The organism is Streptomyces sp. NPDC048191 (assembly GCF_040652655.1).
Classification (GTDB): domain Bacteria; phylum Actinomycetota; class Actinomycetes; order Streptomycetales; family Streptomycetaceae; genus Streptomyces.
In genome coordinates, this window is the sequence record NZ_JBEZMO010000019.1 from 78,685 (window position 1) to 101,777 (window position 23,093).

The following is a 23,093-nucleotide window of genomic DNA, read 5'->3' on the forward strand; positions in this document are numbered from 1 at the left end:
GAGCCCTTCCACGATGTCCCCGTCCTTTCCGTCGCCTTCCGGCGAGGCCCGTGCCTTCCGACCAGGTCCTTGCCTCCGGTGAGGTCCTCACCTGCTGCTGCGGACGTCCTCACTGCTGCTCCCAGGACCGGAACGCCCTCAGGTGGTCCGGTGTGACCACGGCCTCCAGACGCTCGTCGTCCTGGTCACCGCCGCCGAGCGCGGCCACCAGTCGCCGTGCCGGTACGTTGCGCTCCGTGCGCTCCGCCGTCAGCCGGACCTTCGCGCAGCCCAGTTCCTCGGCACGGCCGGCCAGCCACCGCAACAGGTGTTCCTCCACCCCTCGGCCGAGCGCCCGGCAGCTCATCAGCCAGCCCGGAACGTCCAGTTGATCGCCTTCAGCGCAGAGCGCGAGAACCGCGATCTGGCCGTAGTCGCCGAACCGGTCCCGGGCCACCGCCGTCCACACCTCGCCCCGCTGTCGCCACCGGGCGACGTCGCCGCCGTCGGCCGACCGGTGGCGGAGCGTGAACTGGTTGGTGCGGCGGACGAGTTGTTCGGCCCGCGGCACGTCGGCCTCGGCCAGCGCCCGGATGTCGACCTCCAGCCCCAGTTGTGCGAGGAACTCCTCGAACCCGGCGCCTTCGCGTACGGTCTCCCGCTCCCGCTCCTGCGTGTAGAACCGTGCCCGCAGCGCGTCCTCGGCGGTCGCCGCGGCGGGGATCAGCGGCCACAACCGGCCGAGGAACTCCTCCAGTTCGTCCGCGGGCGGGCAGGTCACCGACAGCACCTGCGGCAGCGCGGAGCGCACCTTGGCGATCTCGGCCGGGTTGTCGTCCAGGAACAGGAAGCTGTCCAGGCCGAGGCCGAGCGTGCGCGCGGCGTCGGCCAGGCGGCCCGGCTTCGGTCCCCAGGCGGCCGACAGGACACTGAAGTGCTGCGCCTTCAGCAGGCTGTCCGGGCGGTCCAGGACGGCGCGGACCGTGGCCTCGTCATTGTTGCTGACGAGTGCCAGCAGCGCGCCCGCCTCGCGCCACTGCAGCAGCCTGCGCGCGAGCAGAGCACGCGGGCCGGTCAGGTCCACGGCCTCGGGGCCGGTCTCGCCGGCGACCCCGCCCCACAGGGTCTCGTCGCCGTCCACCGCGATCACCTTGGGCGCGGGGCGCAGTACCGCACGTACGACCTCGGCGAGCCGCAGTGCCACGGCCGCCTGGAAGGGCGGGGTGAAGGGCAGGTGGGCCAGCCGCTCGGTCCGCTCGTCGAAGCGTTCCGCGACGGGGTGGTGCCGGGTCCAGTCGTCGGGGCCGAGCACCGCGATGCCGGGCAGGCCGGCCAGGTCGGCGGCCACGTCTCGCTCCCACTGCGCCAGTCGGTCCTCCTGACGGGCGGCGGGCAGGAACCCGACGAGCAGCGGCTTGCCGGTGCGTTCGGACAGGGCCTTCAGGGCGGCCGGGTAGGCGGTGCGCAGCTCGGCGAGCAGCGCGTCGTCGACCGGGCCGAAGCGCTCCAGGTCCACCGCCCGCAGCAGTACCGCACCCACCGCCGTCGACGGGTCGGCGAAGACACCCGAGGGATCCTGGAGGCTCGCGAGCACGTGGTGGTACGGCGCCTCGGCGATCGCCGTTCCGTCGTCCCCGGCCCCGTTCCCGACGGCCGCCTCGCACATCAGCGGGAGGTTGCCGAGGGCGAAGGTGGCGGCGAGGGCCAGGGACCGGCGAGGTGCGGGCGCCGTAACCGCGGAGGCCCGGGTGCCGGCGCGCGCCGGCACCGCGGGGTCCTCGGCCGTCTCCGCGAGCAACCGCAGGAACTCCTCCCCCAGCTCGGCGGTGGTCGCGGCGTCCAGGATGTCGAGGTTGTGGTCGAGCCGGATGCGGGCCGCGTCCGGGGTCATGGTGATCATCAGGTCGAGGTCGGAGTAGCCGGTGCCGGCCGGCAGCACCTCCAGCCGGGTGAGCCGGCGCGAGGACCGTACGTAGTTGAAGTAGACCTCGACGAGCGGTGCGTTCTCCTGGTGCAGGCCCTGCCGGGCCAGGGTGGCCAGGACGTCGGAGAACACGGCGCCCTTGGCGAGGAGGCGCTGCAGGCGCGCGTCGGTGCGGCGCAGCACCTCGGCGACCTGTTCGCCCGCGCGGGCCTCGGCGGGGAACGGCACCGGCACGCCGAAGAAGCCCACCGCTTCGTACGCGTCGGCGTGGATGCGGGTGTCCACGGGCACGGCGAGCACGAACCGCTCCCGTTCCCGCTTCCTGGCCAGCAGCACCGTCAGGGTGCCGAGGCAGAAGGCGGCGGGAGTGACGGCCAGCCTGCTCGCGGCCGCCGCGACCCGTTCCGTCAGCCCGTCGGGAATCGTCACGGTCACGCTGCCGGCCCGGTACGACCGGGTCGCCGGGCGCGGCCGGGACAGCTCCAGGTCGAGCCGTTCGCTGCCGTGGAAGTGTTCGCGCCACTCCGCGCCCGCCCCCTCGCCGCCCTGCTGGGCCTCGATGAGCAGGGCGATGTCGCGGTTGGTGACGGCGGTGTCGAGGGGGGTGCCGGACAGTTCCGCGTCGATCTCGCCGGCCACGAGCAGCAGCGACTGCAGGTCGCTGACCGCGTGGTGGGCGCCGAACACCAGGATCTGGCCGTGTGCGCCGCCGTCCACCAGCTCGAACCGCCACAGTGGTGTCGTCGCCAGGTCGAACGGCGGCTCCAGCAGGGCGCGCAGGCGCTCCGCGCCGTCGAGTGGGCCTTCGACGGCCGTGCAGCGCAGCACCGGTTCCGCCGGCTCCCGGTCCACCCGCAGCTGCCGGACGCCTTCCTCCCCGGTGACGATCGCGGTGCGCAGGGCCGCGTGTCGCGCGACGAGCCGCGTGAGGATGCCGGTGAGCGTCTCGGGGGTGGTCGGCGCGGTCAGGCGTAGGGCGAGGCCGATGCCGTGCGCGGCGCCGGGCATGCCCGGCCGGGCGCTGCGCAGCAGTCGTACGACGTCGCGCGTCGCGGGCCGCAGTTCGGTCTGGGGGACCTCCCCGGCGAGGTCGCCGGGGTCCTGCCGCAGCACGGCGCCCCGCTCCGGAAGGCCCTCGGCCAGGGCCTGGGCGAGGCCGCGGATGTCGGACGCCGCGAACACGTCCGCGGCCGGGAGCTCCACGCCCAGTTCGCGGACGAAGGCGTTGCGCAGCCGCACCAGCATCAGGGAGTCCAGGCCCAGTTCCTTCAGGGCCGTGGTCGCCGACACGTCGACCGCTCCGCCGGAGACCTCGCCGACCCGGGCCCGGACGTACGCCTCGAGCCAGGTGGCGCGGTCCTGGTCGGTCGTCGCCGCGAACACCTTCTTGACCAGGTCGTCCGAGGCGGCCGTGCCCGTCGGGACGGTGACCAGGTCGCCCAGGATCGGGCGGGTGCGCACGGCGTCGGGGACGAGCGTGAGCATCTCCCGGTCCAGGGCGATCGGCGCGAGCTGGCGGCGGGCGGTGGCCAGGACCCGCTCGAACAGCTCGCCTCCCTCCTGCGGCGAGAAGGCGATCAGGCCCGAACGGCTGGTCTCGGCGGCCCGGGTGCCGGACCCGGCGACCATGCCGACACCGGCCCAGGCGCCCCAGTCCAGGCTCAGTGCCCGGCGGTCGGAGCGGGAGAGGTGGTGTGCCCAGGCGTCGAGGAAGGCGTTCGCCGCCGAGTACGGGCTCTGCCCGGCCGACCCGAGGAGTCCGGCCGCGGAGGCGAACAGCACCAGGTTCCGGGCCTCCGGGACCAGCTCGGTGAGCAGAGCGGTGCCCAGGACCTTCGGGGCGAGGACGCGCAGGACGCGTTCGTCGGTCAGGTTCGCCACCGTGGCGTCGTCGAGCACACCGGCGGTGTGCACGACCGTGGCGACCGGCCCGCAGGCGTGCCGTACGGCGTCCAGGGCGGCCGTGAGGCTGTCCCGGTCGGCGACGTCGGCCCGGGCCAGGTGCACGGTGACGCCTCGCTCTTCCAGACCCGTGATCCAGTTCCTGGCCTCCGCGTCGGGCGTGCCCCGGTTCATGAGAGCCAGTCGGCGGGCCCCGCGGCGGACCAGCCGCTCGGCGACGACGCGGCCGAGGCCGCCCAGACCGCCGGTGATCAGGTGCACCCCGTCGACGGAGGTCTCGCCGTGACCGCCGTCGTCCGGGCGGGTGTGGGCCAGGCGCGGCACCAGGCGGCCGGTGCCGCGCAGCGCGACGAGCCGTTCGTCGTCGGCGTGCCTGAGCTGGGTCCACAGGGCGTCGACGCCGTCGGTGGGCGGCAGGTCGATCAGCGTGGTCGACAGCTCCGGGTACTCCTGCGCCACCGTGAGCCCGAAGCCCCAGGCGAGCGCCTGCTGCGGGTTGGTCACCCAGGTGCTGTCACCGGCCGCCTGGCTGCCGCGTACGACCACGAACAGGCGCGGAGCCCGGCCCTGCGGCCGGCCGGCGAGGGCGCGCACCAGGTGCAGGGTGCTCAGACAGCACAGGCGCGCCGCCTGCTCCGCCGATCCGGGATCGCCGATCGCCGGGGCGTCGAGCGCGGCCAACTGGACCACCCGCTCGGGCTGTCCGTCCGCGAAGGCCTCCTCCAGCAGCCGGGCCAGGTGGTCGGGGTCGGCCGGATCGAGGACGTAGCGTCCCGGTGCCTCGACGGCGAAGGCGTTGCCCCTGCGGGCGACCACGTGCGGCACCGAGGAGCCGAGCCGTTCGCCGAGCGCGTCCGCCACCCCCGTGTCGTCGGCCAGGATCAGCCAGCTGCCCTTCACCGGTGGTTCCTGCGCCACCGGGCGCGGGCGCCAGCGGGTCTCGAAGAGGGCGCCGTCCAGCGGCGAGAGCGCGGCCAGCCGGAACTCCTCCATCTCCAGGACGAGTTGCCCCTCCTCGTCCCAGATCCTGAGGTCCAGGGTGGCGGTGTCGCCGGACACGGAACGCAGTTCGCAGCCGGTCCAGGCAGGCGCGGTGCGCAGGCCGGTGAAGCGCAGCCGTCCCACCCCGGCGGGCACGAACGCCCGGCCCTCGGGCGCGCCCTGGGGCAGGGCGGCCGTGTGGAACGCGGCGTCGAGGACCGCGGGGTGCAGCAGATGACCCGCGGCGGGCCTGGCGGCCAGCCGGCCCAGGGCCGCCGAGTGGCCGCGGCGGCCCTGCTCCAGGCCCCGGAAGGCGGGGCCGTAGTCGATGCCGAGGGCGGTCAGCCCGGCGTACACCGCGGCCAGGTCCACGTCCTGCGTGCACCGCTCACGCATGGTGTCGAGCGGCGCCTCGTCGAACCGCACGTCGTCGGGGCGCACGTCGGCCGGTGGCTGCTCGCCGGTCACCGCGACGCGTCCGCCGACGTGCCGCTCCCACCGCGGGCGCCGCTCACCGGCGGCCGCGGAGGCGACGGTGAAGGACCGGAAGCCGTCCCGGGCGGGCCGCAGCACCAGCTGCACCCGGACGGGCCGTTCGGGATCCAGCCGCAACGGCTGCACGAACTCGATCTCGTGCAGGTGTACTTGGCGGCCGTCCTGCACCGCGGTGGCGGCCTCCAGCACCATGTCGAGGAAGACGGCGCCGGGCAGCCAGACCTCGCCGTCCACCCGGTGGTCGCTCAGATAGGCGAAGCGGCTGTCGCGCAGGTCGATGTCGCTCTGGAAGAGGTGCCGGCCGGGCTCGTCGCTGGACTCGACGTGCGTGCCGAGGAGAGGTGAGGAGCCCGTGGCGGTGGCCGGGGCGGGCGTGAGCCAGTGGCGTTCGCGGGCGAAGGCGTACGTCGGCAGGTCGACGCGTCGGCCTCGCGGGAACAGCGCCGGCCAGTCGGGTGTGTGGCCCGCGACGTACAACTCGCCGACCCTGCGCAGCAGGAGGTCGGATCCGTCCTGCTGACGGCGCAGCGAGCCCACGCCGGCCACGTCGATCCCGGCCTCGGCCGCGACCGCCTCGATGGAGGACAGCAGCGACGGGTGCGGGCTGAGTTCGACGAAGTAGCGGTAGCCGTCGTCCAGCATCCGCCGGACGGTGTCGGCGAAGCGCACGGGCCGGCTGAGGTTGGCGTACCAGTAGTCGGCGTCCAGCCGGTCACCGGAGACGGGTTCGGCCAGCACCGTCGAGTACAGCGGGGTCGGAGCCTGTGCGCCCCGGATGCCGGAGAAGCGGTCGAGCAACTCCTCGCGCAGGGGTTCCATCAGCGGGGTGTGCGAGGCGAACGGCGTCGACAGCGGTCGTACGGTGATCCCCCGCTCCTCGAGGTGGCGGCGCAGCTCGGCCAGCGCGTCGGCGGCGCCGGAGACGGCCGTGGCGCCCGCGCTGTTGACCGCGGCGACGAACAGCCGGTCCGCGTAGGGGGCGAGCAGTTCCTCGACCCGCGCCCGCGGCAGCTCCACCGCGACCATGCCGCCCTGCCCGACCAGCGGGACGACGGCCCGGGCCCGTCCGGTCACCACGGTCACGGCGTCGTCCAGGCCGAGGGCGCCCGCGCTGTAGGCGGCGGCGATCTCGCCCAGGCTGTGTCCGACCACGGCGTCCGGGACCACGCCGAGGGCCCGCCACGCGGCGGCCAGCGCCGCGTTGACCGCGAAGAGCACCGGTTGCAGGCACTCGGTCCGGTGCAGCGGGGAGAACTCCTCCGGTGCCCGCAGCGCGTTGAGCACCGACCAGCCGACGTGCCGCTGGACCGCCTCGTCGATCCGGGTCAGCTCCTCGCGGAACGCCTGGGAACCGGCCAGCAACTCCAGGCCCATGCCGGGCCATTGGCCGCCGTGCCCGGAGAAGACGAAGGCCACCTTGCCCGTCTCCTCCTCGCGTGGCCCGGCCGGCTGCACCCGCCCGCTGCCCAACGCGTCCAGCGCGGCGCGCAGTTCGTCCACGTCGCCCGCCGTGACCGCCGCCCGCCGGGCGAAGTGGCTGCGGTGCCGGGCCAGGGTGTGGGCGACGTCCGGCAGCGCGGTGTCCCCGGTCAGGTGCCGGGCCAGCCGTGCGGCCTGCCCGCGCAGCGCGGCCTCGCTCCGCCCGGACAGCACGAACAGCCGTTTACCGGAAGGGAGTTCGTCTGCCGGCTCGGGCTCTGACGCAGGCGGCGGGGCCTCCTCGACGATCACATGGGCGTTGGTCCCGCTGATCCCGAAGGCGCTGACCCCGGCCCGCCGCACCCGCTCCCCCGCCGCCGGCCAGGGCACGGCCTCCCGCAGCAGGTGCAGGCCGCTGCCGTCCCACTCGACGTGCCGGCTGGGTGTGCCGGCGTGCAGGGTGGCCGGCAGCATCCCGTGGCGCAGCGACTGCACCACCTTGATCAGCCCGGCGACGCCCGAGGCGGCCTGCGTGTGCCCGAGGTTGGACTTGAGCGAGCCCAGGTACAGCGGGCGGTGCGGGGCACGGGAGTCACCGAAGACCTGCATCAGGGCGTTCGCCTCGATCGGGTCGCCCAGCGTCGTGCCCGTGCCGTGCGCCTCCACGTGGTCGATGTCGGCGGGTTCGAGACCGGACAGCTCCAGGGCCCGCCGGATCACCTGTTCCTGCGCCGGGCCGTTGGGGGCGGACAGGCCCTGGCTGCGGCCGTCCTGGTTGACGGCCGTGCCGCGCAGCACCGCCAGCACCTCGTCGCCGTCCCGCCGCGCGTCGCTCAGCCGCTTCAGTACGAGCATGTCGGCGCCCTCGGCCCAGACGGCGCCGTCGGCGTCGTCGGAGAAGGAGCGGCAGCGGCCGGTCGGGGACAGGCCCCGCAGCCGGCTGAACTCCACGAAGGTCTGCGGGGTCACCATGAGCGTCACACCGCCGGCCAGCGCGAGGTCGCACTCGCCCGACCGCAGTGCCTGGGCCGCCAGGTGCACCGCGACCAGCGACGACGAGCACGCCGTGTCCACCGTCAGCGCCGGGCCGTGCAGCCCGAGCGCGTACGCCAGCCGGCCCGAGGCCACGCTGAGCGCCGACCCGGTGCCGACGTACCCGTCCAGCTGGTCGAGCCGGGAGCCCGACAGGTAGTCGCTGCCGAACATGCCGACGTACACGCCGGTGGTGCTGCCCGCCAGTTCGGCGGGGACGATCCCGGCGCGCTCCAGCGCCTCCCACGCGGTCTCCAGCAGCAGCCGCTGCTGCGGGTCCATGGCGGCGGCCTCCTTCGGGGTGATGCCGAAGAAACCCGCGTCGAAGGACTCGATGTCGTCCAGGAAGCCGCCCTCCCGGGCGTACGACTTGCCCGGCGCCTCCGGGTCGGGGTCGTACAGCGACTCGACGTCCCAGCGCCCGGCCGGGAACGGGCCGACCGCGTCACGGCCCTCGGCGACCAGCTGCCACAGCTCCTCCGGGTCGCCCACGCCGCCCGGCAGGCGGCAGGCCATGGCCACCAGGGCGACCGGCTCGTCGTGCGCCGCGGTGCGGGTGTGCGGCGCGGCGGGCGCGGGACGGCGGGCGGCGGGGCCGCCCGTCGCGATCACAGTGGCCAGCAGGTGCTGGGCGAGGCGGCCCGGGGTGGGGTGGTCGAACAGCAGGGTGGCCGGGAGCCGGGAGCCGAGGCGGGCACCGATGCGGTTACGGAGCTCCACCGCCGTCACCGAGTCCATGCCGAGGTCGCGCAGCGGCTGGTCGGCGCGGACGGACTCCGCCGAGCGCAGACCGAGGGCGCGGGAGGCCTCCTCGCGGACCAGGGCCAGGACGCGGTCGGCGCGCTCGGCCTCCGGCAGCCGCGCCAGCCGGTCCGCCAGGCCGTCCGCGCCGTCCTGCCCGGTGCGGGGCGCGGGCAGCAGTGAGCGCCACAGGGCGGCCGCAGCGCCGCCCGCGCCGGCCGTGGTCTCGCGCAGGCGGGGCAGGTCCAGCGCCCAGGCGACCAGGTGCGGGGCGTCCCGGCGCAGCGCGAGTTCGACGAGGTCGCGGCCCTGTTCCGGGGTGAGAGCGCGGTGACCGAGGCGGGCCATCCGCTCCAGGTCGGCGTGTTCGGCGGCGAGGCCCTCGCCCGCCCAGGCGCCGAAGGAGATCGACACCGCGGGCAGCCCCAAGGCGCGCCGGTGGTGGGCGAGTTGGTCGAGGAAGGCGTTGGCGGCGGCGTAGTTGGCCTGGCCCGCGTTGCCGACGACACCGGCGGCGGAGGAGACCAGCAGGAACAGGTCGAGCTGGGCGTCCGCGGTGAGCCGGTGCAGGTGGGCGGCACCGTCGGCCTTGGGGCGCATGACCCGCGCGAGGCGTTCGGGGGTCAGCTCGGCGACCACCCCGTCGTCCAGGACGCCGGCGCAGTGCACGACGCCGCGGAGTTCGCCCGCGACGGGACCGATCACGGCGGCCAGGGCCGCCGGGTCGGCGACGTCGCACGCCGTCACCTCGACCTCGGCGCCGAGCGCCGTCAGTTCCGCGGTGGCCTCGGCCGTGCGCGGGTCGTCGGCTCCGCGCCGGGACGTCAGCAGCAGGCGGGGCACGCCCCGTTCGGCGAGGAGCCGGGCGATGTGGCGTCCGACGGCGCCGAGGCCTCCGGTGATCAGCACGGTGCCGTCGACGGGTGTCCGGGCACGGTCCGTGTCGGCGGCGCGGGCGCGCACGAGCCGGGGCACGAGCAAGGTGCCCGCGCGCCCGGCGAGTTCGGGCTCGTCCCGGTGGGCGACGGCGGCGAGCAGGGCAGCCGCGGGATCGGTGTCCTCGAGGTCGAGCAGCGTCAGCCCGAGGTCCGGATGCTCGGCACGGGCGCCGCGGGCCAGGCCCCACAGCGCCGACCGGGCGAGGCCCGGGACGGTGTCCCGGTCGTCGGCCGCGACCGCGCCGCGGGTCACCCAGACGGTCCGGGCGGGTGCCTCCTCCTGTGCGGCGAGGGCCTGCAGTTCGGCCAGCGCGGTTTCGGTCACCTCCCGTGCGGCGGCCTCCGTCCCGGCGTCCTCGGCCGGTTGCGGCCAGAACCGTACGAGCACGTCGCCACCCGTGTCGCGGCACCGGATCCCCGCGGCTTCGAGGCCGCGCAGGGCCGCGTCGACGTCGGGGTCGGACGGGTCACCGACGACGGTCCAGTCACCGGCCGGTGCCTCGGCGGGCGGTTCGGGCGCGGCCGTCCAGACCACCTCGTACAGGTGCCGCCCGTTGCCCGAACCGGCGGCGAGGTCCGCCGGGCTCGCGGCCCGCAGCCGTACCCCTTCCAGCCGGCCCGCAGGGAGACCGTCGGCATCCCACAGCGTCACGTCCAGCGTGGGATCCGTGCCGATGGCACCAGTGCGCCGCACGGACACGGTGAGGTCGTCGGCGCCGCCCGGCGACAGCGCGGCGCGGCCCACGGCGACCGGAAGGAGCACCCGGCCGTCGGAGGCGGCGCCCTCTTCGAGGGCCGCGGTCACGTGCAGCGCGGCGTCCAGCAGCGCCGGGTGGACGGGGTAGGGGTCGGTCAGGTCGTGGGCCACGGAGGGCAGCGCCAGCCGGGCCAGCAGCTCGCCGGCGCCGGTCACCACCGCCTCCCGTACGCCCTGGAAGGCCGGACCGTAACCGAGGCCGAGTCCGGTCAGCCGCTCGTAGGTGTCCGGGCTCCAAGCGGGCTCCGCCGCCCGAGGCCACACCGGCGGCCGCCCCGCCACCTCGGTCGCCGCGGCCGCCGAGGCGGTGGCGTGCAGGGTCCAGCCGGTGGTCTCCTGGCCGCGCGGGCGGCTGTGCACGGTGATCTCAGGTGCCGGGCCGGCGGTGACCACCTCGACGGACACCTCCACCGTGCCGGAGGCGGGCAGCACGAGGGGCGCGAGCAACAGCAGGTCGGTCACGTCGGCCGGGTCGTCCGGGCGGGCCACAGCGAGGGCGGCCCGGCACAGCTCCAGCAGGGTCGTGCCGGACACGACGGTCCGGCCGAACACGGTGTGGTCGGACAGCCAGTCGGCGGTGGCCGGGGACCATTCGTTGCGGAAGGTCCAGCGGGTCTCGTCGGCCGACTGCAGCTGGACGCCGAGCAACGGGTGCGCGGCGCGGTCGAACAGGCCGGGCCCGCCCGAAGCGGACTCGGGTGCGATCCAGTGGCGACGGGCGTCCCAGGCGTAGGTCGGCAGGTCCGTCCGGACGGTGCCCGCGACCAGGCGCCGCCAGTCCGTCCGCCGTCCGTGGACGTGCAGTTCGGCGGCGGCGCGGTCCAGGCAGGCGGGTCCGTCCTCGTCCCGGCGCAGGGAGCCGACGGCGACCAACTCGTGGCCGCAGTCCTCGCCGATCGTGTGCAGGGCGGTGAGCAGGGACGGATGCGGGCCGAGTTCGACGAAGTGGCGGTAGCCGTCGGCCGCCATGCGCTCCACCGCGGGCGCGAAGCGGACGGGTTCGCGCAGGTTGGTGTACCAGTAGTCGGCCTCCAGCTCCTCGGTGACCGGCTCACCGGTGACGGTGGAGTACCAGGCGACCGACGTGGGGTACGTGGTCACGCCGTCGAGCTCGTCGAGGATCGTCGCGCGCACCTGCTCGACCCCGGCGCTGTGGGAGGCGTAGTCGACGTCGAGGCGGCGGACGAAGACCTGTTCCCGGTCGAGGTCGGCGAGCAGGCCCTCCAGCGGCGCCACGTCACCGGCGATCACGGTCGCCCGGCCGCTGTTCACGGCGGCGACCGAGACCCGGCCGCCGAGACCCTCGAGGCGGGTCGCGACCTCGGCGTGCGGCAGGGCGACGACGGCCATGGCGCCGGTGCCGGACAGCTCGGTCAGGGCCCGGCTGCGCAGGGCGACCACCGCGGCCGCGTCGTTGAGGCTGAGCGCGCCGGCGACGCAGGCCGCGGCCACTTCGCCCTGGCTGTGCCCGATCACGGCGTCCGGCCGGACGCCACGGGCCCGCCACACCGCGGCCAGGGACACCATCACCGCGAAGAGCACCGGCTGGACGACGTCCACGCGGTCCAGGGACGGGGCTCCCGCCTCGCCGCGCAGGACCGCCGCCGCGGACCAGCCGGTGAACGGTCGCAGGGCGGCGTCGCAGCGGTCGAGTTCGTCGGCGAACACGGGATCGCGGTCGAGCAGGTCACGGGCCATGCCGGCCCACTGGGCGCCCTGGCCGGGGAAGACGAAGGCCACCTTGCCCGCGGGCAGCGTCCGCCGGGGGCCGGCAACCAGCGCGGTGTCGGGCCGGCCCTCCGCAAGGGTCCGCAGCGCGGTCAGCAGCTCGTCCCGGCCGGCCGCCTGCACGACGGCACGGTGCTCGAAGTGGGTGCGGTGGTGGGCCAGCGTCGCGGCCACGGCGGGCAGGGGCGACTCCGGCCGCGCGACGAGACGTGCGTGAAGTCGGTCGGCCTGCGCCTGGAGCGCGGGGAGCGTGCGGGCGGAGAGCGGGAAGAGCGTCGGGCCGGGCAACTCCGTCTCCGCCCCGGCCGGTGCCGCGGCGTCCTGCGGTGCCTCCTCCAGGACGACGTGTGCGTTGGTGCCGCTGATACCGAACGCGCTCACCCCGGCCCGCCGTACGCGGTCGCCGCCGCGCGGCCACGCCCGGGCGCTGCCGTGCACGGCCAGGCCGCTGCCCGCCCAGTCGATGTGTTCGGTGGGGTTCTCCGCGTGCAGGGACGGCGGTATGAGCTCGTGCCCGAGGGCGAGCACCGTCTTGATCACGCCGGCGATGCCCGCGGCGGCCTGAGTGTGACCGATGTTGGACTTCAGCGAGCCGAGGCCGAGAGGCCGGTCGGCGGGGCGGCCCGGTCCGAAGACGGCGGCCAGTGCACGCCCCTCGATGGGGTCGCCGAGCCGGGTGCCGGTGCCGTGCGCCTCGACGTGGTCCACGTCGTGCGGTGCCAGTCCGGCGGCGTCGAGGGCGGCGCGCAGCACCCGTTCCTGCGCCGGGCCGTTGGGGGCGCTCAGCCCCTGGCTGCGGCCGTCCTGGTTGACGGCCGAGCCCGTGACCACGGCGAGCACCCGGTCGCCGTCGCGGCGGGCGTCGGCGAGCCGCTTGAGCAGCACCACACCGCAGCCCTCGGCCCACACCACGCCGTCGGCGTCGGCCGAGAAGGGGCTGCACCGCCCGGACGGCGACAGCCCGCGCAGCCTGCTGAACTCCACGTGTGCCCGCGGGGTCACCAGCAGGCTCGCGCCGCCCGCGAGCGCGAGGTCGCACTCGCCTGCGGCCAGCGCGCGGGCCGCCAGGTGCAGGGCGACGAGGGAGGAGGAGCAGGCGGTGTCGACGGTGACCGCCGGGCCCTGCAGACCGAGGGTGTAGGCGATGCGCCCGGAGGCCACGCTGGGTGCCGAGCCCGTGCCGACGTGCCCGTCGAGCTGGGCCAGCGAGGCGGAGGCGAGGTATCCGCTGTCGTACAGGCCGATGTAGACGCCGGTGGAGCTGCCGTGCAGCGTCTCGGGGACGATCCCGGCCCGCTCGATCGCCTCCCAGCTGGTCTGCAGCAGCAGCCGCTGCTGCGGGTCCATGGCGTCGGCCTCGCGGGGCGAGATGCCGAAGAAGGGGGCGTCGAAGCGGTCGATGCCGTCGAGGAAGCCGCCGCGCAGTGTGTACGCCTTGCCGGTGGCCTCGGGGTCGGGGTCGTAGAGGTTCTGGGTGTCCCAACGGCCCGCCGGTACCTCGGAGATGGCGTCCTCGCCGGCGGCGAGCAGCCGCCACAGCCCCTCGGGGTCGTCGGCGCCGCCGGGGAAGCGGCAGGCCATGGAGACGATGGCGATGTCGTCGTCCGCCGCCCGCGGCGGAGCCTCGGCGGAGACCGGGCCGGCCGCCGGGGCGGGTGGCTCGCCGAGGGCCGCGTCGGCCAGCGCGGCGATCGTGGGGTGGTCGAAGACGAGCGACGGCTCCAGTGGCCGGCCGGTCCGTGCGGAGAGTTCCGCGGCCAGCGTCACCAACCGGCGTGATCCCAGCCCGAATTCTGCGATCGGCCGGTCCGGGTCGACGGCCAGCGGGTCGAGCCCGGCGGCCTCGGCGACGGCCGACCCCAGCCAGGCCCGTACGTCCTCGGCGGTGGTGAGGTGCGTGTTGGTGGACTGCTTCCGGGGCTCGTTCGCAGGCATCTGGGCAGGTGTCCTCAAGCAACGGTGGTGCGGGCGGATTCCGTACGACCGCATGCGGCAGCGGCGTACGGCTGACATCGGGTGACGTACGGCCGGAGCCGACGGACGTGCGGCCGGCGCGGGCGGGCGCGCCGGCGGCGGGGTCATGCCGTGACGGGCACGTCCACCAGGGCGAGGGTGCCGTCGAGGTAGGCCGCCCGGGAGGCGCGGCGCTGGATCTTCCCGCTGGACGTCTTCGGGATGGTCCCGGGGCGGACCAGCACCACGTCCCGTACCGACAGGCCGTGGGCCTCGCCGATCGCGCTGCGCACCAGGTCGGTGATCTTCTCGGCCTCGCCGGCCGCCTCGGGCGCCACCTCGGCCACCACGACAACCTGTTCGCCCTCCGCACCGCCGTCGTCCACGGAGAACGCCGCGGTGCAGCCGGGCCGCAGTGCCGGGTGGGACAACTCCGCGGACAGCTCCAGGTCCTGCGGGTAGTGATTGCGCCCGTCGATGACGACGAGGTCCTTGAGGCGGCCGGTGACGAACAGTTCGCCGTCCCGCAGGAAGCCGAGGTCGCCGGTGCGCAGGAAGCGGCCCTCGCGGCCGGTCAGGGTGGCGCGGAAGGTCTCGCGGGTGGCAAGGGTGTTGCGCCAGTAGCCCTTGGCCACGCTCGCGCCGGCGACCCATATCTCGCCGACCTCGCCCTCGGGCAGTTCCTCCTGCCGTTCGGGGTCGGCGATCACCACGGTGACCCCGGCCCCGGGCCGGCCGCAGCCCACGGCGGCCGCGTCCGCCTCGCCGGCGTGCGGGCCGGTCTCGGCGGCCTCCAGCAGGGTGGGCAGGACGTCCACCGCACCGCCGGTGACCATCAAGGTGGCTTCGGCCAGTCCGTAGCAGGGGTAGAAGGCCTCAGGGCGGAAGCCGGCCGCGCGGAAGGTCTCGGTGAACCGTCGCAGCGTGGCCGCGCGCACCGGTTCGGCGCCGTTGAAGGCGACCTTCCACGCGCTCAGGTCGAGACTGTCGACCAGGTCGGCGGTGGCGTGCTTCAGGCACAGCTCGTAGGCGAAGTTGGGGCCGCCGCTGGTGTGCGGCCGGTAACGGCTGATCGCGGTCAGCCAGCGATCGGGGCTCTGCAGGAAGTGCAGTGGCGAGAAGAGCGTGGCCGTGGCGCCCAGGTACAGCGTGTTCAGCACCGGGCCCATGAGACCCATGTCGTGGTAGACGGGGAGCCAGCTGAGGATCAGTTCCCGGTCGTGCTCCGCGAGGACGTCCGGGGTGTGCCCCATCCGCTCGGTGATGATCCGCTCGTTGTCCAGCAGGTTGCCGTGGGTGACCGCCACACCGCGCGGGGCGGAGGTGGAGCCGGAGGTGTACTGCAGGAAGGCCACCGAGTCGGCGGTGAGGTCGGGGGCGTGCCAGGAGCCGGCTGCGTCGTCGGGGATGTCCTCGGTGGCGACGCCGGGGACCACCTCCAGTTCGGGCAGGTGCTCGGACCATGTGCGCAGGGCACCGATGACCTCGCGGCCGCCGAGGATCACCTTGGCGTCGGAGTCGGTCATCAGACGCTTCATCCGCAGGAGAGCGCGGTGGTTCTGCGACCGCCCCTGCGGGGGCACGCCCGGCACGGCGACCACGCCGGCGGCGAGGCAGCCCAGAAAGGCGGAGACGAACTCCAGGCCGGGCGGATGGAGCAGCAGGGCGCGCGAGCCGGCCAGGCCGCGGTCCTGCAGCCAGGCGGCCACGGCCCGGGAGCGGTGGGCCAGTTGTCCGTAGGAGATCTCCTGGATGTCCCCCTCGCAGTCGCCGGTGAGGAGGTACCGGTAGGCGGTACGGTCGGGCTGTTGCTGGGCGTGCGCGGTCAGTAGTTCGACCAGGGAACGAGCCATGTGACGAGTCCCACCTGTCAGGGTCAGCGGGTGAGGGAACTGGAGTTCGACGGCCGCGTGACGCGCACGCGCAGAAGCCGTTGACCGGGCCCCCTTGCCAGGTCATCCGTCTCGCCACTCGCCCGGCGGCGAGATGGCCGCAGGTCTCCCCGCGTCCCCCCACTCAGCTTGCTACCAATGAGTAACACCATAACAAGTCCCCCGGGTCGACGGGTCGAACGCATGTAAACGCTGCGTGTCCAAAAGGAGTTGGCCGTCCCGCGGCACAGCAAGACCCTGAGCCGGCATCACGAGTTCAAGTCCAGTAGTCAGCGGCCCGGCCGTCGGGATGTCCCCGTCAGGCCCTTGACCGGGTGGTGCCGCTTCGACGGAGGATGAGGGAAGAGAGCGGGTCTGCGTGGTGAAGTGTGGGCCTTTGACAACTGTGACAGCAGGGAGCGTTCTTTCCGATGACCACACAGCCCGCACGCCCGGAGCGCAGCGGTCCCGAGACCGCCTCGGTCATGGATGCCTCGCCGTTCAAACCTTCTCTCGTCAAAGCGGTGTTCAGGGACGTGACCTCGATGCACGTCTCCCGGTCGGCCGCGTGGGCCGCCGCGTCGGTGACGCGGACAGTGCTGACGGAGATCATCGACGGCGCGAGGAGAGCGGCGGCGGAGGAGGCCCGGAAGAAGCTGACACCCGGTGACCTTCTCTCGGCGATCGACCGGAACGCCGAGCTCGAGGTGGGGAACAAGTGGTACGACCACAGCCCGACGTTTCGAGGCCTGACCGGTGTCCTGTACGACGCCGAGGGGGTCATCGTGCCTTCTCGTAGGCGCAGCAGGTCGCGCAAACCGAGTGCTGTGGTCGGCGCCCACAGGTTCGAGGCCGGGGTCAGGAAACTGCTGCGGAGCCAGGGGGCGACGGCCGTCCCAGCGATGGTCCGCGACCTGGACGGAATCGCGAGCGTGTTCCTGACAGACCTCGCCCGGGACGCGGCCGCGGTCGTCCGCGAGGGCGGGGTAGAACGTTTTGGTACGGCCACCCCGGTGATGTCGGGCGAACCGGCCCCACCCCCGTTCCTCAAGTATCCCCTCCAGGCCCCGTCCACCCGCAGGGGGGACGGGCGGACCATCGACAGGGGGGACGGGCGGACCATCGGCAGGGATGACATCCTGGCCGCCACCACGATTCAGTTGTTCGGCGGCAACCTCAGGCAGCGAGCCCTCACCGAAGCACGCGAGGCGACGCAGCACACTTGCACCTCGAACCGGGAGGTTAGCCCGCGGGAATGATTCACCGGTGCTCCTGGGTGAACCGTGCACGGTGGCACCGCGTCAACGGCAGGCGCCGGCGCTCGGCCGTTAGCGTCGGCTCCTGTGCCGCCGAGCTACGCATTCGTGAACCTCAAACCGGGAGTGGGGAAGACGACCAGCGCCGTCTGGTTGGCCCACGCACTGCACGCAGCGGGCCTGTCACCCTTGCTCGTGGACAGCGACCCCGCCTCTTCTTCGTTGCGTTGGAGCGAACTGGCCGGCGGTTTTCCGTTCCCCGTGCTCGCCCTTCCGGTGGGCGACGTACACCGGCGGGTCAACGACTTTCTCGACAACCGAAGGGCAGTGGTGTTCGACGCCCCGCAACTGGAAGACCACGCCCACATCGCCCGGGGCGTCATGCGGTACGCGAGCGAGTGGATCGTGCCCGTGACCCCGGCCCCGATCGAGTTGGACCGCATGGCGCCGATCGACCGCGAAATGGATGACATGCAGTCCCTGCGTTCCCACCCGGCCCGCGCCGCCGTCCTGCTGAACCGCACGAACCGTCCCGACGCCACGCGTACCGGTCCCGACGCCGACGCCCGCGAAGCCCTCACCGAGCGGGGTTTCGATGTATTGCTCACGCATATCCCGCGGCTCGACCTGTACTCCCAGTCCTTCGGCAGCCCCGTCGAGGCGCGAGGAACGGCGTACATGGACCTCGCCGAGGAACTCATCAACCGTCAGGGCAGGGTATGAACCAGCGCAAGGACGCCTATCGGGCCGCACTGCAGCGTCGACCGGACACGACGGCGCCCGCTTCCGCTCCCACCAGAGTCACTCGGCTGGATACCCGCTACGTCAAGGTGACCGTCGAACTGGACCTCACCTTCGCACGTGACCTCACCGGCTGGGCCGGCCAACCGCTGTCCGCACTCGTGCGCGCCGGCGAGGCGATGCTACGACCGCTGAGGCAGGATCGGTAAGCCGACCGACCTGCACCGCTCTCCGGGCTCGTATCCGCAGGACACCTCCCAAGCCACCCACCCCAGAAGGCAGTGAGCGCGCGCTCCCGAGCACATCTGTCTCCCAACAGGGCTGCTGCGTTACGTGTCCAGGGCCGGCGCATCGAATCCCGCTGGACCCACCACCGTTCCGGCTACCGGTGCGCCCACGGCCACACCAGAGAGCTGTGGGCGAGGCGCTCGCTCTGGTGACCTGGCGCGTCGGCTCCGCAGGGTCGGAAGCGGGCGAGGTATGCCGGGCTTGGGCCTCGGCGCTCGGTCAGGTGGAGGCCGGCGGCGTCGGCGAGCCGGTGCAGCCGACCGAAGGGGATCCAGTGCCGGTCGAAGAACTCGCCGATCACCAGCCGCCCGCCTGGTGCCAGCACCCGTGCCGCCTCGCGCAGTACCCGATCCGGCTCGGGGATCTCGCCGAGCGCGGTCACGGCGTATACCGCGTCGAATGTCCCGTCGGCGTAGGGCAGTTCACGTGCGTCCGAGCGGGTGGGCGTGATCGTCGCCAGGCCGTCGCGCTCGGCGCGGCACATCACGTGGTCGAGCATCTCCTGCTGGATGTCGAGCACATCGAGCCGTCCCTGCGGCCCGAGCTGCGGGGCGACGTGCATCGACTGCAGGCCGGTCCCCGGGCCGATCTCCAGCATCCGCTCCCCCGGTCGCGGCCGCAGTACGGCGTCCATCCGGCCGGCGGTCAGGAACGGCAACGGCACGTCGAGGAGGCCGCGTTGGGCGTACGGATAGGGCGCCGTGTCGCCCAGCCACCAGGCGGCGGCCAACGCGGCGCCCGCGCCGGCGGCGACCGCCCAGCGGGTCCGGGCCGGGATCGCGGCGACGGGGGCGGTGGTGATGCGGTGCATGGTGTTCTCCGGTGGATCGATTCGGTCCGTGGTACGTAGTCGGGCGGTCGGCGTCACGCGGGCCGGCTCAGCGCCCGCAGCGCCAGCCGGCCGCACAGCGCGGCGAGCGGCAGCTCGGCGCCGAGCGCCATGGCGACCGCGGTGGCGAAGTCGCCGCCCAGGGCCGCGGTCGTGGTGTCGAACCAGGCGTCCACCACAAGCAGCGTCGCCGTCGCGGCGGCTGCCAGGGCGTGCCGCCGGTCGCCGCGGGCGGCGAGGAGGCCGGTGACGATCAGGCCGAGCGCCTCCAGCGCGTCGAGCCCGACCCAGGCGACCGGCCAGTGCGCCACGGTCGCGGTGGCCGGCAGGCCGGTGGCCAGCACGTACAGCCACGGCAGCAGGGCGAGCCCGCAGGCGACCAGCATCCACCCGGCCCGCCGCATGCCCCGCGCCGGGCGCGGCTCCTCCGCCTCTTCGTGGAGCGGGATGACCTCGGCGCGGTCGAAGCCCTCGGCGCCGTCCAATTCCTCATCGCACAAGACCAGTTGACGCATCGCCTTCCCCCGCTCTCTGCCGACTCTCCCCTTCACGTGCTCCACCCTCCGCCGCACACCAGGGCGCCGTCAGTCACGCAGGGTTCCGATCCGGGGTGGAGACAAGTGCAGCCCCGAACCGGGCGGAAGCGTCATGGCACGGGGATGGCCTGCGGCTTTACCGTTTGACGCATGCAACTCACAACGTGGCTGCGGCTGGTGCTGGGTCGGCCGTTCCGCAGAGCGGGACACCGGACCGCGCTCGTCGCCGCCGGCCTGCCGCTCCACCTCGCCGTGGTGCCACTGTGGCTCTGGCTGCTCGGCGCGATGGCGGCGTTGGTGCGCGCGCCCGGCGCGGTGGCCGTGACTCCGCTGCCCCTGCTGCTCACGCTGGTGATGACACCCCTGCTGACCGTCGGGCAGCGGCGACGCTACCGGGCGCTCGTCGGCAAGGACCTCCCACGCCCCGCCGCACCCGGGCCGGGACGCAACGGGAAGTCGGCGGTGCGCCGGCTGACCACGCGGGCCTTGTGGCGGCAGGTCTGCTACCACGCCGTGGCGGGTCCGCTGCTCGCCGTCCTGGACCTCGCCGTCCTCGCCGTCTGGGCCGCCGCTCTCGTGGCCGCCTCCCTCTACGTGTGGATCTGGGCGCTGCCCCCGCAGTGGCGGGTCACCGACCTCGGGTACACCACGCAGGCCGTGTACATCACCGTCGGCGGCCTCGCCCTCCTGTTCCTCGGGCCCCGGCTGACCGGCGCTCTGGTGCGGCTGGAGACCCGGGCGGCCGAGGTCCTGCTCGGCCCCAGCCGCACGGAGAAGCTGGCCCGTCGGGTCGCCGACCTCGCCGAGAGCCGGGCCGGCGTGCTCGACGCCGCCGACGCCGAGCGGCGGCGGATCGAGCGCGACCTGCACGACGGCGCACAGCAGCGCCTCGTCTCACTCGCCGTCAACCTGGGCCTGGCCAGGTCCACCCTCGGCGACCTGCCGGAGGGCGCCCGCAAGGTGATCGACGAGGCGCACCGCGAGGCGAAGGAGGCGATCGCCGAGCTGAACACCCTGGTGCGCGGCCTGCATCCGGCCGTCCTTGAGGACCGCGGCCTCGACGCCGCGCTGTCCGGGGTCGCCGCCCGCCTCCCGATCCCGGTGCGCGTGGCGGTGGACCTGCCGCGGCGCCCCTCACCCACGGTCGAGGCCGTCGCGTACTTCGTGGTCTCCGAAGCCTTGACGAACGTGGTCAAACACGCCCAGGCGACCCGGGCGGACGTGACCGTGGAGCGGATCGGGGAGACACTGCTGGTGGTCGTCGCGGACGACGGCGCGGGCGGCGCGGATCTCGCGGCGGCCGGCGGTGGCACCGGGCTCGCCGGGCTCGCCAAGCGCGTCGCGTCCGTCGACGGCACGTTCTCCTGCCGCAGCCCCGCCGGGGGCCCGACCGTCATCACCGTGGAGCTGCCGTGCGCGCCGTGATCGCCGAGGATTCCCTCTTGCTGCGCATCGGCGTGGTCAAGGTGCTGGAGGCGGCCGGCTTCGAGATGTGCGCGCAGGTCGCCGACGCAGAAGGACTGCTGGCCGCCGTCGAGGAGCACCGGCCCGACATCGCCGTGGTCGACGTGCGCATGCCGCCCGGCTTCACCGACGAGGGAGTACGCGCCGCGCTGGTGATCCGCCGCCAGTACCCGCGTACCGCCGTGCTCCTGCTGTCGCAGTACGTGGAGGAGCGGTACGCGGCCGATCTGCTCGCCGCCAACACCTCGGGCGTCGGCTATCTGCTCAAGCAACGCGTCGCCGACGTCGAGGAGTTCGCCGAGGCGGTACGCCGGGTGGCGGCCGGCGGCACCGCGCTCGACCCGCAGGTCGTCGCGCAGTTGCTGGTCCGCCGGCACAGCGATCCACTCGACCGGCTTACACCGCGCGAGCGGGAGGTGCTGGAGCTGATGGCGGGCGGCCGGTCCAACTCCGGCATCGCCGCCGAGCTGGTCGTGAGCGAGAGCGCGGTCGCCAAGCACATCAACAGCATCTTCACCAAGCTCGACCTGCCCAAGGCCGACGCCGACCACCGCCGCGTCCTGGCGGTGCTGCGCTTCCTGGGCGTTGCAACCGCATAGTGCGCGAGGTGGGGTGAGGACCCAGTTCCCTCAGAGACGGATTTACCCGGTCGAATGGGTCGAGGGGTCGCTCGGACCAGATCCTTTGGGGCGAGCCGACCAGCAGTGGAGAACAGCCGTACGGGGACGTCGAGTGCCCGCCGGCCTGCCGGTTCGGTCGCCCACGGAGGCCACCCGGCACAGGGATGGTGTCGTCCGTGACGGGATGGTCAGGAGGACCGCGCAATCGCCAACTCGCGGATTCAGCCGAGAGGGTGCAGCTGACGCAGCGTGTGCGTGCGGTCGCTCACCCTGCCTCCGTCGGGCAGCCTCCTGATCGAGGAGGCGAGCGACTCGGCGAAGGCGGCAGCGTGCTCTGCTCGCCACGCCTCCGCCTCGTACTGCAGCACGATGCGCGCACCTTCCCCGTCGACCTCGACATCGAAGGCACCGTGACCGTCGCAGCCATTCGCCTCTGGCTGCGCTCATGACCCCCCGCACGGCCCTTGGGCGCGTGCGGTCAGCTCAGCCGGGCATCGGCGTACACGATCATGGCATCGCGCTGGTAGACGGCGAGACCTTCGGCGATCTTGTCGAAGTTCGCCCGCATCTGCGGGTCGTCGACATAGGTCTGGCCCACTCCCTTGTACGCGGCCGCGGTCGGGGTCCAGAACCGGCAGATGCCCTGGTAGTTGGCGTCCACCTCGGCCTGTACCGCAGGGTCGGAGACCGGCGTGCCGGCCACCATGAACTCCGCCATACGGATCATCTGCGCCGTCACCTCACGCTGCCAGCTCTCCATCTCCTCGGAGTTCATCGCCTCGACGGCCTGCCGGGACTGCTCCCACGCCTGTGGCCACCGCTCCCGCACCTCGGCCTCGGCCTCGGAGGGCGCCTGGAATCCCTCGAACAGGTTCTCCGGCTTGTTGATCTTCGTCATCTTCCCGTTGTCCCTACCTTCTTCCAGTTCGGCGATGGTGCGCCCGACCGTACGGGCCAGCGTCTCCAGCCGGTCCCGTTCCGCGAGCAGCCGTTCGTGGTGCTCACGCAGCACGGCCACCCGGTCGAGCCGGCTGTCCAGCACCGCCTGGATCTCGCGCAGCCCCAGGCCCAGCTCCCGCATCAGCAGGATCTGCTGCAACCGCAGCAGATCGGCCTCCTCGTAGTAGCGGTGCCCGTTGCTCCCGATCCATGCAGGCGGCAGCAGGCCGATCTCGTCGTAATGCCGCAGCGCCCGCGATGTCACCTTGGACATCCGCGCCACCTCCGCGATCGACCAGGCCATTACCGGTGCCTCCCTCGCCGGGCCGGTCTCTCCGGCCACCCACATGACCGTAGAAGTTGCCGCAACGGAAAGCGCAAGCACCGACGCTCGAACGTGACGATGCGCCAGCTGGCCCTGCTGTCCGGCATCTCGGAGTCCGCGGCAGACCGGATCACCGACCACCCCGGCCCGCTGATGTCTCTGCGGCCACGGCGCCGGTTCCCCAAGGACACCGTGCTGATCGTGGACGGCACCCTCGTGCCCACCCGCGACCACGAAGTAGCCGAACAGTCCGATGCCGGCACGCAGTCATCTCCCCGGCGGGCCCGCGGATACACGAAGTTAACTCCCCGGACTCGGGTGTGAGACCGGTCCGGCCGACGATCGCAATACCTATCAAGCGACAGGTATCTGTCG

General features: G+C 73.7%; 11 protein-coding genes and 1 pseudogene. 6 read left to right on the forward strand and 6 right to left on the reverse strand.

The genetic code is table 11. The features are described from left to right. Positions 1-109 precede the first annotated feature (109 nt). Together AB0D93_RS27715 and AB0D93_RS27720 are read right to left on the reverse strand one after the other, a co-directional pair. On the reverse strand, positions 110-13,831 hold the full coding sequence (locus AB0D93_RS27715; protein ID WP_362124552.1) for an SDR family NAD(P)-dependent oxidoreductase: 13,722 nt from the start codon (positions 13,829-13,831) through the stop codon (positions 110-112). 143 nt (positions 13,832-13,974) lie between these two features. After that, on the reverse strand, positions 13,975-15,702 hold the full coding sequence (locus AB0D93_RS27720; protein WP_362124555.1) for a fatty acyl-AMP ligase: 1,728 nt from the start codon (positions 15,700-15,702) through the stop codon (positions 13,975-13,977). Positions 15,703-16,151: 449 nt separating this feature from the next. Between AB0D93_RS27720 and AB0D93_RS27725 the strand changes: the two genes are divergently transcribed. From AB0D93_RS27725 to AB0D93_RS27735, 3 genes are all read left to right on the forward strand, one after another. Next, positions 16,152-16,979, forward strand: coding sequence for a hypothetical protein (locus AB0D93_RS27725; RefSeq protein ID WP_362124558.1), 828 nt, complete (start codon positions 16,152-16,154; stop codon positions 16,977-16,979). 105 nt (positions 16,980-17,084) lie between these two features. Beyond that, positions 17,085-17,699, forward strand: a complete 615-nt coding sequence (locus AB0D93_RS27730; protein ID WP_362124687.1) for a ParA family protein — start codon at positions 17,085-17,087, stop codon at positions 17,697-17,699. Next, a complete protein-coding gene (locus tag AB0D93_RS27735) occupies positions 17,696-17,926 on the forward strand; it encodes a hypothetical protein (protein WP_362124561.1) in 231 nt (76 codons plus the stop codon). Before AB0D93_RS27730 ends, AB0D93_RS27735 begins: the two co-directional genes overlap by 4 nt. Positions 17,927-18,099: 173 nt before the next feature. On the opposite strand, the gene AB0D93_RS27740 is transcribed toward AB0D93_RS27735, so the two are convergent. Continuing rightward, positions 18,100-18,816, reverse strand: coding sequence for a methyltransferase domain-containing protein (locus AB0D93_RS27740; protein ID WP_362124564.1), 717 nt, complete (start codon positions 18,814-18,816; stop codon positions 18,100-18,102). 53 nt (positions 18,817-18,869) lie between these two features. Next, positions 18,870-19,349 carry a hypothetical protein gene (locus tag AB0D93_RS27745; protein ID WP_362124567.1) on the reverse strand — a complete coding sequence of 160 codons (480 nt, stop codon included), beginning with the start codon at positions 19,347-19,349 and terminating at the stop codon, positions 18,870-18,872. Positions 19,350-19,520: 171 nt separating this feature from the next. On the opposite strand from AB0D93_RS27745, the gene AB0D93_RS27750 reads away from it, so the two are divergent. Continuing rightward, the gene (locus tag AB0D93_RS27750; RefSeq protein ID WP_362124569.1) at positions 19,521-20,795 is read left to right on the forward strand and encodes a histidine kinase; all 1,275 of its coding nucleotides are present in this window, start codon (positions 19,521-19,523) and stop codon (positions 20,793-20,795) included. Further along, entirely contained in the window at positions 20,783-21,433 is a 651-nt protein-coding gene (locus tag AB0D93_RS27755) for a response regulator transcription factor (RefSeq protein WP_089100675.1), read from the forward strand. The genes AB0D93_RS27750 and AB0D93_RS27755 overlap by 13 nt, the downstream gene beginning before the upstream one ends. Before the next feature lie 242 nt (positions 21,434-21,675). Here the strand turns inward: AB0D93_RS27755 and AB0D93_RS27760 are convergent, their stop codons facing one another. After that, the gene (locus AB0D93_RS27760) at positions 21,676-21,822 is read right to left on the reverse strand and encodes a hypothetical protein (RefSeq protein ID WP_362124572.1); all 147 of its coding nucleotides are present in this window, start codon (positions 21,820-21,822) and stop codon (positions 21,676-21,678) included. Positions 21,823-21,932: 110 nt separating this feature from the next. Then, positions 21,933-22,697: a MerR family transcriptional regulator gene (locus tag AB0D93_RS27765; protein ID WP_362124575.1), complete on the reverse strand. Its 765-nt coding sequence runs from the start codon at positions 22,695-22,697 to the stop codon at positions 21,933-21,935. A gap of 78 nt (positions 22,698-22,775) precedes the next feature. Between AB0D93_RS27765 and AB0D93_RS27770 the strand changes: the two are divergent. Then, positions 22,776-22,964 (forward strand): annotated as a pseudogene (locus AB0D93_RS27770) (IS5/IS1182 family transposase); the annotation flags it as partial. Between the last annotated feature and the right edge of the window lie 129 nt (positions 22,965-23,093).

Bases quoted from the DNA above. Each gene is read 5' to 3' on its own strand.
- AB0D93_RS27715 (WP_362124552.1), bottom strand. From the start codon at position 13,831: ATGCCTGCGAACGAGCCCCGGAAGCAGTCCACCAACACGCACCTCACC.
- AB0D93_RS27720 (WP_362124555.1), bottom strand. From the start codon at position 15,702: ATGGCTCGTTCCCTGGTCGAACTACTGACCGCGCACGCCCAGCAACAG.
- AB0D93_RS27725 (WP_362124558.1), top strand. From the start codon at position 16,152: ATGACCACACAGCCCGCACGCCCGGAGCGCAGCGGTCCCGAGACCGCC.
- AB0D93_RS27735 (WP_362124561.1), top strand. From the start codon at position 17,696: ATGAACCAGCGCAAGGACGCCTATCGGGCCGCACTGCAGCGTCGACCG.
- AB0D93_RS27740 (WP_362124564.1), bottom strand. From the start codon at position 18,816: ATGCACCGCATCACCACCGCCCCCGTCGCCGCGATCCCGGCCCGGACC.
- AB0D93_RS27745 (WP_362124567.1), bottom strand. From the start codon at position 19,349: ATGCGTCAACTGGTCTTGTGCGATGAGGAATTGGACGGCGCCGAGGGC.
- AB0D93_RS27750 (WP_362124569.1), top strand. From the start codon at position 19,521: ATGCAACTCACAACGTGGCTGCGGCTGGTGCTGGGTCGGCCGTTCCGC.
- AB0D93_RS27765 (WP_362124575.1), bottom strand. From the start codon at position 22,697: ATGGCCTGGTCGATCGCGGAGGTGGCGCGGATGTCCAAGGTGACATCG.